We start from the raw sequence: 13,478 nt of genomic DNA, 5'->3' as shown, positions 1-13,478 counted from the left end.
GATGATTTCAAGCAAACGAAGAGGCCCCCAATAAGGGGCCTCCTTGAAGTTATTGGATACTCTTTCGCTATTTCGAGGGCTTGTCTTCGGAGGTGGTGCCGGCGGCTTCGACGTCATCCTGATGACATTGACATTTGGTCATGATGGCGGAATGAAGGCGGGTTCGAAGTTCGTCAGGCAGTTCGTAGAGCTTGGAATCCCGATAGATTTCGATCGTGCTCTTGGTTGTATTGCAGACGACGTAACAGTTATGGCACCACTGTAAGTGTTCCTCGAGTTCAGCCTTGGTTCGTGAGTCCATGGTGTTGTCGAGATAGTCAGTCAGCTCTTTGAGGAAATCAGAGCATTTCACGGTCGGGTGTCTCCATCGCGTCGTTTGAAATACTTGTTGAGACGCTCACGCAATTGCAGACGCGCGCGAAGCAATCTCGACTTCACAGCCGGGACGCTCAAATCGAGAGCAGATGCCGTCTCTTCGGTTGAGAGCCCTTCCACATCACGCAGGACGAACACCGTTCGAAAACTGGGGGGCAATCCTTGAATTGTCTTACTAAGAATTTCCTTCAGTTCCGCCTGCGTGTACTGCTGTTCGGGATTCGGAGACCAATCCGCGATCTCACGCGGCATGGAATCCTCTTCCGTCTTTACATCTTCGTCGATCGAAACCATCCGCTCCGGGCGTCGCCGCCTGAGTCTCATGAGGGCTTCGTTCACCGCAATTCGCACCAGCCAGGTGTAGAACTTCGACTGCCCCTGGAACTGGCCAAGGTTCTGGTACGCCTTCAGAAACGCGTCCTGGACTACGTCCTCAGCATCCTCACGATTTTGAGTGATGTGCTGAGCGATGCGGAATACGTTCCGATCGTACCGCCGTACAAGCGATTCAAAGGCACCGATGTCGCCAGAGCGAGCAGCTTCAACGAGGGTGCTTTCTTCGCTCGGTGGTTCTCCTACTTTGTTTTCGATGGCTTCCATTCGTTCGTCGATTCAGAAATTCCGCGTTTAAATATGCTGCGTGGCTCATTGTATAAGGTGCGGGAGCAGATGACAAAGCGTGAGTTGCAGAGGACGTAGCCCTTGAGATTCCGGGCTCATGCTGAAGTTGAGGCCAGCACATTGACATGGCCCAGGTGGGCCACCATAATCCGAGCAGAGCTCATTTACCCATATTTTGCCGGGAGAGACCCCCGAACGACGCCATGGAAAACGACCTGATCCGCGAGATTGCCACAAAGGCCTGCCGCGAGGCGCTACAGGACTATTTAGAAGAGCTCGCGGAGGATGTCGCGCGGCGGATGAGATCCGCATTGGAAAGTGGCACTCCTCAGCAAAGTGATCGGTCAGGCGAGTTGCGTGACGGAACAGCCCTGATTTCCAGAGCCCGCACACAGACCGAGGCACTGGAGGCGTTGCTCGCAGCAAGTTCGAAGATCATGTCCGGGTGCGGTCTTTTGATTCTTCGAGGAGCACAGGCGGTAGGTTGGAATTGTCATGGGCTTGCGAGCGCGGAGGAGTTCCGACAAGTAACGATTGACCCCGCTCACGGGCCTGTGGCGAAGGTTATGGCTTCGGGAGCAGCGGTAGTGGCAAATGCTTCGGAATTCGAGCCGTCATTTTCGCAGAGGCTTCGATTGGGCAGCGGCGCACGGGTGCTGCTTGTTCCTGTATCTCTGAAGGAAAGGATTGCAGCAATACTGCTGGGCGTTTCGGAACGTAGCGAGGATGTCGCGAAGCTGGAAGTACTGGCGCAGGTCGCGCAACTTACTCTGGATCTGTTGGTGTATCGAAAAGCTTCACCGGCGGGAGCGCCGCCCCATCCTCAGGCGGAAGCTGCGCGGGCACCCGAGCCGCAGGTGGCAACGGCACAGCAGCAGAATGCTTCGTATGCAGCAGGGGAGGGACAGGATTCTCCTGGAATGCACGGCGTGAGGCATGCAAGTGCTTACGCGACGCCCAATACACTATCAGCAGCGGGCGGCGAAAGTGAAAGGGTGGCGGCGGTTGCCGCGACGCCTGCGCTGGATGAGGCTCACGAGAAAGCGCGGCGATTTGCGAAATTGCTGGTGGACGAAATCAAGTTGTACAACCAGAACAAAGTCGCAGAGGGACGCGCACGAGGCGATCTCTACAGCAGGCTGCACGAGGATATCGAAAAGAGCCGTGCCGCTTATCAAAAACGCTACGGTGAATCCGTGAGAGATGTTGATTTCTTCACTCAGGAGCTCATAAGAATCCTTGCGGATAACAACCGAGCGGTCATGGGACCAGGTTTTCCGGGGTAAACTGAATTAGCGGTCATGCTTAAAAAGTCTCGTTCTATCGCAATACTCCTCCTGACGCTTACCACCTTGGCTGCGGCGCGCCCCGCCGCGGATGCGACAAAATCCTCAACGCACAAGACCCAGGCACAGACGAAGAGCGCTAAAAAGAAGAGCGCTGCGAAGAGCTCTGCCGCAAAGAGTTCTTCCTCGGCCAAGGGGGCTGCCGGAAAGACTGCCACGAGCAAGAAGGCGGGAAAAGGACGCGTCACTGCAGCGGCTTCGAAGTCAAAGAAGGTTTCACCGGCGAAGATGCGTCGCATGACGCGGGCATTCGTGGCGTCTGCCGACCTGAAGGTGATGGCGCGTCAACTGGTGGAGAACCGCACGCCAACCGCATACGCGGGCGTGGAGGGTTACGCGCGTCGGCATGCCGGGACCGATGCAGGAGCGTTGGCGTGGCTGGCCGTGGGATACGCCCACGTTCTGGATCAGCAGTATCCGCAGGCAATCACCGCGTTGGACAAGGCGAAACCGCATATTGGAGAGCTGCACGATTATGTGCGGTATCTGGAAGCTATTTCCTATGGGGGACAAGGCGACAGCGCCAAGGTGCTGGATGCTCTGAAGAACTTCGAGCAGGATTCTCCGGAATCGATCTTTCTGAAGGACGTAGTAGATGTCTATGCGTCGTCGCTGATGGCGCAAGGTAAAACGCAGGAGGCGATTACTTACCTTGAGGCGCATCGCGAACCGACGCGCGCCTCGGTAGAGCTTGCGTTGGGCAAGGCATACATGCACACGGAGCATCCCGAAAAGGGGATGCAGATATTGAAGCACCTGTACTTCACGATGCCGGCGAGCGCGGAGGCCACACAGGCTGCGGCGCAACTGACTACGGCGGGATCGGCGCTGGAAGGAACGTACACCGAGGAAAAGACGCGAGCCGATTTGCTGGCAAAGGCCGGACGGTGGGCCGATGCTGCGCGCGAGTATCGCCAGTTGGAGGAAAAGGCTCCGCTGAATGAGATTCCTGGCATCCAGGTGGCGCTGGCGGCGACGTTGCGGCACATCGATATCAAGGAAGGGCAGCAACTGCTGGAGCAGTTGAATGCAACGGGAGAGGCGAACGCGCAACGGCTGTACCTGATGGGGGAGATTGCTCGCAGCCAAAACAACGAGAGCGCGGTGGTGCAGAACCTGCAACGTATGAGGCAGGAAGCTAGCTCAAGTCCGTGGCTGGAGCAGGCACTGCTGTCGGCAGGGAACATGTACCTGCTGCAGAAGAACTACGACCGAGCAATTGATCTGTTCCGCGAGATGCAGCAGCGGTTCCCGTCGAGTTCTCGGGCGAGCTATGCGCACTGGAAGGCAGCGTGGCTGACTTACCGTCAGGGACGGACGGAGAACGCCAAGAAAGATTTCGAAGATCAGGTTGCGTATTATCCCGAACGCACCGAGGTGCCGGCTGCGTTGTACTGGCGCGCGCGAATTGCCGAAGATGAGCATGATTACGCGATGGCTCGGGCGTGGTATTCGAAGCTGGGTGAACGCTATCGGAATTACTACTACGGCTACCTCGGCCGAGAGCGGCTGGAGAAGCTTCCGGCGGCAGTGCAGAACGTAGCGCTGACGGAAGATGCGCGGCTCGCGAAGATTCCCGTGGTGAAGGTGCCGGGGCCCGAAGCGCTGGAATTGGAGCCTCCGCCGAACCAGTTGAGGGCTGAAAAGAGCAAGCTGCTGCTGAATGCGGGACTGAATGAGTTTGCGATTCGCGAACTGCAGGCCGAACAAGGTGGGCAGGGAGCGCGGTGGGCAACTCTGCAAATTGCGCGTATTTACCAGGACGGCGGACAAAGCCATCGCGCACTGCAGTTCCTGAAGAAGTCGCTACCGGGGTATTACTCTGTGGACTTGGCGGACCTGCCGCGGGCTTACTGGGAAATTTTGTTCCCGCGTCCGTACTGGACGGACTTGCAGAAGAACGCGTTGGCGAATTCGCTGGACCCGTATCTGGTGGCATCGCTGATAAGGCAGGAGAGCGAGTTCAATCCGGGAGCGGTATCAAATGCGAAAGCGTATGGCTTGATGCAACTGCTGGCCCAAGTGGGCAAGGGCGAAGCAAAAGCCGCACGGATCAAGCACTTCTCAACTGCTTCGCTGCTGGTACCGACGGTGAATATTCAGCTTGGGACGCGCTACTTCAAGGAGATGGTGACGCAATACCACGGGCAGGTAGAGTACGCGCTCGCAGCATATAACGCAGGCTCAAATCGCGTGGACGACTGGCTGCAGGCGGGACACTATCGCGATGTGCCGGAATTCGTAGAATCGATTCCGTTCACCGAGACACGCGAATATGTGCAGGCGATTGTGCGCAACGCGAAAGTGTACGAGCGCTTGTATCCTACAACTGCCGGGGCAATCAAGGTTTCTCAATAGGTCTAGAAAAGAGCACGGTTGAATGTCGTGCTCTTCTCTCACGGAACTTATCTCGCGGGAACGAATACTATGTCACGGTAGTAATTGCTGTTTTCCCATGTGTTGGTGGGCATGGTTCCCATTGAGGAAGTCCAGACGCCACTCCCGACATAGGTGTGGAGATTGCCGTTCGAGATTGGGCTGGAAAAGCCGTTGTTCTCGCCAGCGTAATACTGATCACTACTGTTCGATATCGAAACGATGTAGTCGATATTCGCGGATATCGTGAGCGGCGTGGGAAGCGAGAAGGTCTTCCATTCCGATACGCCGGAGGCGATGTTCCACGTGTAGGGCCCGGCTAAGAGCGCTCCGTTGCTGGCTTGCCAGATCCGTACGGTATGATTTCCACCTTCAGCAGGAGCCGTGAACAACCGCACCATCGTGACTTGCCCAGGAATATCAGCCCAGAACTTAGTGCCAAGCTCATAAGGCGAATCGTTCTCGAAGGTGCCGGGGACCTGCCAAGTGAAGATTGACTGCCCCGAGGCAGTGCCGCTGTTTGCTGCCGCTTCTTTTTCGATCAGCTGGAAGATGGCCTTGGCGTTTTGGTATCGCGTTTGCACTGCGCTGAGACTAGTGGCGAAGAACGAATTCCAAGCGCCGCCGGGCGAGGTCTTCTGCAGCAGGTTATCCATCCAATCGACGAAATACTGAGCATCAACGGCACTCGCGCGCACGGGCGCAGCGTTCACGGTTACAAATATGGCTGCGGTGTGCACGACATGTCCTTTAGTGTCCATCCTGCGCGCAGCTAACCATCCGCTTGCTGAAATATCGACTGTGGCATTGAGGTTGGCAGGAACACCAGCATTCACCGCGCCTTGGGTGCTGGCCACGACAACTCCGTTTTTCACCAACTGAATCGTGCCAGTGTAGCTTTGGTTCGCAGTCCACTGAATTGCTACCTGGACATTGCCGGCCGCAGGCAATTTGATTTCATCACCCGGCGTAGCAATTCCGTTCACGGTGAGGCTAAGAAACTCGTTATGTCCGTTGCGGGAAACAACGGTCCTGCCTCTGGCTATACCGAGGATCCAGTTGCGGTAAGACATATCGCCGGAAACCTGAACGTAGGTAAGCAAAGACCCGAGTGACGCACCGGAGTTGCAGGGATAGTCGGTGCCAGCAGCGAAGCCGGGACGGAAGCCGGTATTCAGCAGCCGATAGTATGCCTGAATAGCATTCTCCGGATACATGTTTCCGCCGGTATAAGTGACGTCATCAACATCTTCGGAAATGAAGTCAGCCGATCCTAACGCGACCTCAACGGGGTATTCGATTGGAGTGCAGCAGGTGAGTGTTTGCGGAATGGTCCCGTCTAGGTACTGCATGTGAGCAAAGCCGGCGATGCCATTTTGCCGGTGTGCCCAGTCGATGATCGGATACGTTGATTCGTCCCACATCTGCTGAGCATCAGAGAGTCCGAGCGCAACGATGTGTCCACCTAGCGCCTGGTGAGGGTATTGGCTGTAAAGGGCGTCCCAATGCCATTCGGCATCCCAGTGAAGAATTCGTCCGGGCGTTGAGATGGGGTCATCCACCCCATTCACGAGCGGCAGATCTGTTGTTGCGTTTTGAACCTCACCGTTGCCCATATCAGCGAGAAGAGAAATTACGGACAAGTTCTGGGGGGACATTCGGTTATACATGGCCGAGACAGTTTCCGGCGATCCGCCACAACTGCGGTGAACATGCATGTCTCCCGCGTACCAGCCTGAGGGTTCGGGACCTGACGCCTGAAGCGTGATGACCACAGACGCCATCATGCTGACAGATACATTTCCGGCCGCATCCTTGGCCCAAGCGTAGAGAGCTTTACTCCCGGCGCTTGCAAATGTGTAGGAGGTGGGGGGCTGGGTGGACCATCCGTTGGACGATGCGGTGGGCGCGGCAGAAGATTCGGTTACGGCATAGCCGGTTACACCGATGTTGTCAGATGCAGTGAAGCTACTGATCGCCACAGTGAGTGAAGAAGCGGTGGATGGGATAGAAAAGGCGGTGAGTACAGGCGGAACGGTATCCGCCAGAGTTATCACCGTTGACGCGGACTTGCTGACCGATACGTTTCCTGCGGCATCCTTGGCCCAGGCGTAAAGGGTCTTGCTGCCCTCGGTAGAGAACGTGTACGCGGTTGGAGCGCTGACGGTCCATGCAGAATTTGTCGTTGAGGGAACGGTTGAGGTCTCGGTTATCAGATATCCGTTGACGCCGAAGTTATCAGAGGCGGTGAAACGCGAAATGGAGATGGTGAGGTTAGCACTCGTCGTTGGCACAGTGAAGGAAGTCACGACCGGTGGAGTAGTGTCTGGAAGTGTTATGACGACCGTTGCGGATTTCTTGGATGAAAGGTTTCCGGCGGCATCCTTGGCCCAAGCGTAGAGCGTTCTAGTCCCAGCGCTTGCAAAAGTGTGAGAGGTAGGAGGCGCAGAAGACCATCCATTTGCGGACGCGGAAGGCGCAGTCTGAGTTTCAGTCACAGAATAGCCGGCCACTCCGATATTGTCCGTGGCAGTAAAATTGAGAATAGGCACATTGAGCGTTGTAGAGGTTGCCGGGAGCGAGAAAGCAGTTACGGTAGGAGCTGATCGGTCGCCCTTGACAGGATTGCCGACTGCGTTTGCGCTTAAGCAGAAGAATACAAGGACGAAGGTGAGCGCTGCAGATAATGAGAGTCTATTCAAAGATCCCTGAGTCGGACGACGTTTCATCGCATTACCTCCTCAGCATTCAGCCAATCGATGTCGTAGAAGTGCGCGTCTCAGCCCGAAAACGAAGGGCATAATGTTTGCACCTTTGAGGAGAGATGGCGGGGACGGCTGGCGGTAAATTGCGAGACTTCCCGAACTGGGATGGCAGAAACCTTAGAGATGTTCGCAGTCCCGAAGATCGGGACAAAGGCGACGGGGCGGAGTTATCGTGATCGAGGCCAGAGCCAGGCGGCACCGCGCACTCCGCTGGAGTCTCCGTGCACGGCGCGGACGATGGGCGTTCCGAGGTCGGCGGAGAAGGTGTAGCAGCTGAGTAGTGCGGGAACGGCGGTGTAGAGACTGGGGACGTTGGAGAGACCGCCCGCGAGGACGATGACGTCGGGGTCAAGGACGTCAATGACAGTAGCTAGGCTGCGTGCAAGTCGGTCGTGATAGAGGTCGAGGCATTCGCGTGCGACAGGATCGCCGGATTCGGCAAGTGCGGCTATGTCGATTGCGGGCGTCTCCTGAGTGGTGCGGGTCAGGTAGTCGCGGGTGAGGCCCGGTCCGGACACGAAGGTTTCGATGCACCCGTGCTTGCCGCAATACCAGGTAGTTCTGCCTCATTGGGCCACGGAAGAGGGTTATGTCCCCACTCTCCGGCGACGCGGTTCCGACCGACGTGGACTTGATGATCCACCACGAGCCCACCGCCGACACCGGTGCCGAGAATCACGCCAAAGACGACGTGGGCGCCTGCCGCTGCTCCATCAACAGCCTCGGATAAAACCATGCAGTTGGCATCGTTCTGCATGCGAATGGGGCGTTGCAGACGCGTTTCAAGATCGCAGTCGAGAGGCTTGCCATTCAGGGCCGTGCTGTTGGAGTTCTTCAGCAGACCGGTGGCGGGCGAGATGGCTCCGGGTGTGGCAACGCCTACGGTGCCGGATTGACCTGTTGTATTCTCCGCGAGTTCAACCAAGCCAGCGATGGCCTCAACGATGGCGGCGTAGTCTCCGGCAGGAGTGGGGACGCGGTGGCGAAGGAGCGTTGAGCCTGAATCGTCGAGTGCGATTACTTCTATTTTTGTACCGCCAAGATCGATGCCGATTTGCATAGGGTCGCCGGTCCGTTTTAACTCGCGGTCTTAGGGCCGAAGAGTAGGTCGAAGAACAGGAGCGTGGCACCACAGACGATTGCACTGTCCGCCATGTTGAAGTCAGGCCACATGTGATTGCCGATGTAGAAGTGCAGGAAGTCCGTTACACGGCCAAACAGGATACGGTCGTAGAGGTTTCCGATGGCGCCGCCGAGAATGAGCGCGAGAGCCAGCCCGGTGGCGGTGAATTTGGCGGCAGACTTCCAGAGCAGGTAGCAAACAACAATCATTGCAACCGAGGAAAAGCCAACCAGCAAGGGGACGCGCACTCGGGGCGACCAGTCAGCAAAGAGGCTGAAAGCGGCTCCGGTGTTCTCGACGTGCGTGATGGAGAAGAAGTTCGGAATGACCTGCACATTGCCGAAATTTAACTCGACGCGGTGGGCGACAATGATTTTGGTGAGGCGGTCGATGATGATTACGACCGCCGCCACGCTGAGATAGAACAATCGCAGACTTGCACGCGACATTATGCGTTGGTGCTCCCGGACGCACTACTTTCGGCCTGTTCGCGTTCGATGATGGCCACGTTGGCACTGCAACGTTCACAGATGGTGGGGTACTTCTTATCCTCACCGACGTGGATCGAGTAGTTCCAGCAGCGTTCGCACTTTTCTCCTAGAGCCTTGCCCACTTCGAAGGCGAGCTCGGACTTCTTTTCGCCGGCCTTGAGTTCAACTTGAGATACGACAAACAGGGCGGGCAGTTTGTCGGAGTATTGCGCGAGGCGTTTGTAATCATCGCCCGAGGCGGTGATTGCGACGCGAGCTTCGAGATTGGCCTTGATCGTCTTGTTGTTGCGCAGTTCCTCGAGATGACGAAGAGCCTGCTCACGCACGGAGAACAGGAAATTCCAGTCGTCGCGAACCTGAGCGGCCTGTTCGCGATCGCGGATCTGGCCGGTGATGTCGGACGCGTTTGGAAGCAGCGAAAGGTGCACGCTTTCAGGACGCGAGAGCAACTTCGGCATGAAGGTCCAGGCTTCATCGGCAGTGAAGCTGAGGATGGGAGCGATGAGTCGCAGTAGCGCCTCACCGATGCGCCATAGGGCGGTCTGCGCTGACTTGCGCTCGCGCGAGCTGCGCGGGAACGTGTAAAGGCGATCCTTGAGAATGTCAAAGTACTGCGCGCTGAGATCTACGGCGAAGAATTCGTTGAGGCGTTGGTAGATGCGATGGAACAGCATCTGGTCGTACCAGCCACGAACCTCGCCGGCAACGTCGGCGGTGCGCAAAAGCATGTACTGATCGAGCGGCTCCATCTGCTCGAACGCAATCGCATCCTGAGTGGGCGAGAAGCCGTGCAGGTTGCCGAGGATGTAGCGGAAGGTGTTGCGGATCTTGCGATAATTTTCCGCGACTCGGTTCATCAGGTTTTCGCTGGCGCGCACGTCTTCGCGGAAGTCCACGGAAGCGACCCAGAAGCGAACGATATCGCCACCCATGCGCTTGGCGATATCGACCGGGTCAACCGTGTTGCCAAGCGATTTCGACATGGCGCGCCCGTTTTCGTCGAGTGTCCAGCCATTGGTGGCTACGGCCTTGTATGGCGACTCGCCATTGAGTCCGATGGAACAGAGCAGGGATGAGTGGAACCACCCGCGGTACTGGTCGCCACCCTCGAGATACATGTCAGCGGGCTTCCAGGAACCGAAGATGCGCGGAAGGACGGAAGCTTGCGAAGCTCCGGACTCGAACCAGACGTCGATGATGTCCATCTCCTTGCGGAATGCGGTGCCGCCACAGGAGGCGCACTTGGTTCCGGCGGGGACAATTTCAGACGCGGGATGCGCGTACCAGGCATCCGCCCCCTCGCGCTCGAACAACTTGACGACGGCGCGATTGGTGGCGGGGTCCTCGTGCAACTTGCCGCAGGATTCGCAGAAGAAGACAGCGATGGGCACGCCCCAGATGCGTTGGCGTGAAATGCACCAGTCGGGACGCGTGGCAACCATGTTGGCAATGCGCTCCTCACCCCAGGCAGGATCCCACTTGACGCCTGCAATGGCCTTGAGAGCTTCGCTGCGCAGGGTGCCGTCGTTGATCTTGCCTTCCATGGAGATGAACCATTGCTCGGTAGCGCGGAAGATGACAGGCTTGTGACAGCGCCAGCAGTGCGGGTAGGAGTGTTCGATGTTTTCACGCCCGAGGAGCACGCCGCGAGACTTGAGCAACTCGATAATGGGCTCGTTGGCGGCAAAGACCTTTAAGCCGTCGTATTCGGGAAGTCCATCGAACAGGTGACCGCCTGCATCGACGTGCGTGGTGGGATCGAGTCCGTACTTGACGCCGGTGTAGAAGTCATCAGCACCATGCGAAGGCGCCGTGTGAACGGCGCCGGTGCCGGTGTCCATGGTGACGTAGTCAGCAAGCACTCCGAGGACGTCGCGATCGAGGAACGGATGGGCAAAAATGGCGCGTTCAAGCTTCTCGCCGGGGAAGCGCGCGACGATTTTCATGCCCGCAGTGTCAAGGCCCAGCTTCGGCAGAACGGTCGCGACCAATTCGGTAGCAAGGATGTACACCTGCCCGGTGGCGATATCTTCGAGCGCCTGGTACTCGGCGCGAGGGTGGAAGGCCACGGCCAGCGAGGCGGGCAGCGTCCAGGGAGTGGTCGTCCAGATGATTGTGCTGACCTTGCCAGCGTAAGCGGCTAGCTCGGGCGCTATGGCCGCTGGATCGCTCTTGAGCGCGTATTTGACATAAACGCTGGGGCTGGTGTGATTGGCGTATTCGACCTCGGCTTCGGCTAGCGCGGTGCGATCGTTAATGCACCAGTACACGGGCTTGAGACCTTTGTACACCAGGCCCTTCTCGAAGAAGGCGTAGAAGTTCTCAATGACGCGGGCTTCGTACTCCTTGTTCATCGTGGAGTACGGCTCGTCGAAGTCCCCCAGGACGCCGATGCGCTGGAACTGATCGCTCTGAGTTTTTACCCATTTTTCGGCGTACTTGCGGCAGGCATTCCGAACCTCAAGCGGGTCCATCTCGAGCTTCTTGCGGCCGAGAGCTTCATCTACTTTGATCTCGATGGGCAGGCCGTGGCAGTCCCAGCCGGGGATGTAGGGCGAATCAAGCCCAGCCATGGTGCGGGACTTGACAATAAAATCCTTGAGGCACTTGTTCAGCGCGTGGCCGAGGTGAATGGCTCCGTTGGCGTAGGGTGGGCCGTCGTGCAAAACGTAAGTAGGAGCGCCGGTTCGCGCCTTTCTGATCAGGTCGTAAATACGAATCTTCTGCCAGTGATCGAGCATCTTAGGCTCATTCTGTGGCAGGTTCGCCTTCATGGGGAATTCGGTACTGGGCAGATTTACGGTTGCCTTTAGTTCCACTCGGGTCTATGTCTCCGATCAGCAAGTCAGCGGGAGGTTGCTCCGCCTCTAGAAAGTGCTTGAATTTCTTATTATAAGCCGAGATTCGGATGCGAGTGGGGCAGGGCAACAGTGGAAGTAAGCGTGGAGATGCTTATTCCACTGTGAATACTTTGAGAAGACGTGAAAGCTGGACATTCGTTAGAGGGCATTGAGGCATCTCATTAGGTGAATGTGTGGGTGCTCCTTGGCCCGGCCAGATTGTGGGGATCTGAGTTCCGGGAACCATAGTTAGTAAGCTGCACAATACAACTTGTCGGACGTAAGCGCGTATCACAGGTAGTACAAATTCGGCTCACGTAAGCGAGAGCCGTGGCGCAAAAATCATTGCACGGATCCCGTGGGGGGAGTCCGAGCAAACGAATTGCGACACGGATGGGAGCTGAAGTAGCCCGAGGGTGAGGGGCGAGTCAATGCAGAACCGAATGAATGATGGACAAATGCCAAAGAAGGACGAGCCAGAACTGAATCTGCTGATGCGGGAGGATCTCAATCCACCGCTATGGAAGTCTCTGGCTGAGAGCGTTCGGGAGCGCCTGTTTCCGAAAAAGCTCCCACCTCTGCAACTGACTTCTCGCCCGGTGAAGGTCAACGACATCTGGGGCGAGTATAACTATCGCAAGAAGAGCGCATCGGTTTCACTCATCATTCACGGCGCGGTGCTGGCGACGGTGATTGTGCTGTCGATTAAAGGCGCCAAGGTGATGATGAAGCCGCAGGAGCACGTAACGCTGGTCGCACCGGACGTTAGCGAATACATGCCGCTCTCGCAAAAGAAGATTGACCAGATCGGCGGCGGTGGCGGCGGCGGCGATCATGACAAACTCGTCGCACCAAAAGGCAAGCTGCCAAAATTCTCGATGCAGCAGATTACGCCTCCTGCAATCGTGGTGCGCAACGACAATCCGAAGCTTGCAGTGGAGCCAACGGTGGTCGTGCCTCCGCAGGTGAAGATGGCTTCGGCAGCCGCGTTGAACCTCGGCGATCCGAAATCGGTTCTCCCGTCGGGTCCGGCGTCGAATGGCACCGGCATGGGCGGCGGTATCGGTTCTGGTAGCGGAGGCGGCATTGGAAGCGGTACCGGGCCAGGCGTTGGTCCGGGACGTGGCGGCGGACTCGGTGGCGGCATCTTCCGCGTAGGCGGAGGCGTGAGCGCGCCTCGCGTACTTGAAAAACCGGACCCGGACTACAGTGAGGAAGCTCGCAAGGCAAAGTACCAGGGAACGGTGGTGCTGTGGCTGATCGTTGACTCAAACGGTAAGCCGCGCGATGTAAAGGTAGCGCGCAGCCTTGGAATGGGACTCGATCAGAAGGCAATGGAAGCGGTTCGTCAGTGGAAGTTCCAGCCCGCGATGAAGGATGGGACTCCTGTGGCGGTGCAAATCAACGTGGAAGTGAACTTCCGCCTGTACTAGCGTGCTGGGGCGGTCGCCCCAGAGAAATTTCGCTGAAAGGGAAAGAGAGAGGAACATTCCTCTCTCTTTTTCTTTGCAACAATGATTTCGCACGCCGCTCGCGTGATA

The 13,478-nt window shown here is 57.2% G+C and carries 10 protein-coding genes; 3 read left to right on the top strand and 7 right to left on the bottom strand.

Annotation, left to right across the window (positions count from 1 at the left end; translation table 11 throughout):
* Positions 1-67: 67 nt before the first annotated feature.
* Both AC6IY8_RS06365 and AC6IY8_RS06360 read right to left on the bottom strand, forming a co-directional pair.
* Positions 68-352, bottom strand: coding sequence for an anti-sigma factor family protein (locus tag AC6IY8_RS06365; RefSeq protein WP_497777908.1), 285 nt, complete (start codon positions 350-352; stop codon positions 68-70).
* Positions 349-975 (bottom strand): RNA polymerase sigma factor, encoded by a 627-nt coding sequence (locus tag AC6IY8_RS06360; protein WP_497777906.1) that lies wholly within the window; start codon positions 973-975, stop codon positions 349-351. Before AC6IY8_RS06360 ends, AC6IY8_RS06365 begins: the two co-directional genes overlap by 4 nt.
* 224 nt (positions 976-1,199) lie before the next feature.
* On the opposite strand from AC6IY8_RS06360, the gene AC6IY8_RS06355 reads away from it, so the two are divergent.
* Complete coding sequence (locus AC6IY8_RS06355) at positions 1,200-2,282, top strand: hypothetical protein (RefSeq protein ID WP_497777904.1); 1,083 nt, start codon at positions 1,200-1,202, stop codon at positions 2,280-2,282.
* A 15-nt stretch (positions 2,283-2,297) separates the two neighbouring features.
* Positions 2,298-4,700, top strand: coding sequence for a lytic transglycosylase domain-containing protein (locus tag AC6IY8_RS06350; RefSeq protein ID WP_497777903.1), 2,403 nt, complete (start codon positions 2,298-2,300; stop codon positions 4,698-4,700).
* 47 nt (positions 4,701-4,747) lie between these two features.
* Here the strand turns inward: AC6IY8_RS06350 and AC6IY8_RS06345 are convergent, their stop codons facing one another.
* The 5 genes from AC6IY8_RS06345 to ileS form a co-directional block, all read right to left on the bottom strand.
* A complete protein-coding gene (locus AC6IY8_RS06345) occupies positions 4,748-7,216 on the bottom strand; it encodes a CehA/McbA family metallohydrolase (protein WP_497777902.1) in 2,469 nt (822 codons plus the stop codon).
* Between the two features lie 434 nt (positions 7,217-7,650).
* The gene (locus AC6IY8_RS06340; RefSeq protein WP_497777901.1) at positions 7,651-8,001 is read right to left on the bottom strand and encodes an ROK family protein; all 351 of its coding nucleotides are present in this window, start codon (positions 7,999-8,001) and stop codon (positions 7,651-7,653) included.
* A complete protein-coding gene (locus tag AC6IY8_RS06335) occupies positions 7,968-8,543 on the bottom strand; it encodes an ROK family protein (RefSeq protein ID WP_497777900.1) in 576 nt (191 codons plus the stop codon). Before AC6IY8_RS06335 ends, AC6IY8_RS06340 begins: the two co-directional genes overlap by 34 nt.
* Positions 8,544-8,560: 17 nt before the next feature.
* Positions 8,561-9,055 carry a signal peptidase II gene (lspA, locus tag AC6IY8_RS06330; RefSeq protein ID WP_497777899.1) on the bottom strand — a complete coding sequence of 165 codons (495 nt, stop codon included), beginning with the start codon at positions 9,053-9,055 and terminating at the stop codon, positions 8,561-8,563.
* Positions 9,055-11,916, bottom strand: a complete 2,862-nt coding sequence (gene ileS / locus AC6IY8_RS06325; RefSeq protein WP_497777898.1) for an isoleucine--tRNA ligase — start codon at positions 11,914-11,916, stop codon at positions 9,055-9,057. Before ileS ends, lspA begins: the two co-directional genes overlap by 1 nt.
* Before the next feature lie 464 nt (positions 11,917-12,380).
* Between ileS and AC6IY8_RS06320 the strand changes: the two genes are divergently transcribed.
* Complete coding sequence (locus AC6IY8_RS06320; protein ID WP_497777897.1) at positions 12,381-13,370, top strand: energy transducer TonB; 990 nt, start codon at positions 12,381-12,383, stop codon at positions 13,368-13,370.
* The last annotated feature ends 108 nt before the right edge of the window (positions 13,371-13,478 follow it).

This window comes from Koromonas soli (assembly GCF_059726265.1).
The sequence above is the reverse complement of the archived record's forward strand: the minus strand, read 5'-3'. Positions and strand labels throughout refer to the sequence as shown.

Coding starts and splice junctions, on each gene's coding strand:
- AC6IY8_RS06320 (WP_497777897.1), top strand. CDS start 12,381: ATGAATGATGGACAAATGCCAAAGAAGGACGAGCCAGAACTGAATCTG.
- AC6IY8_RS06360 (WP_497777906.1), bottom strand. CDS start 975: ATGGAAGCCATCGAAAACAAAGTAGGAGAACCACCGAGCGAAGAAAGC.
- AC6IY8_RS06355 (WP_497777904.1), top strand. CDS start 1,200: ATGGAAAACGACCTGATCCGCGAGATTGCCACAAAGGCCTGCCGCGAG.
- AC6IY8_RS06350 (WP_497777903.1), top strand. CDS start 2,298: ATGCTTAAAAAGTCTCGTTCTATCGCAATACTCCTCCTGACGCTTACC.
- lspA (WP_497777899.1), bottom strand. CDS start 9,055: ATGTCGCGTGCAAGTCTGCGATTGTTCTATCTCAGCGTGGCGGCGGTC.
- AC6IY8_RS06335 (WP_497777900.1), bottom strand. CDS start 8,543: ATGCAAATCGGCATCGATCTTGGCGGTACAAAAATAGAAGTAATCGCA.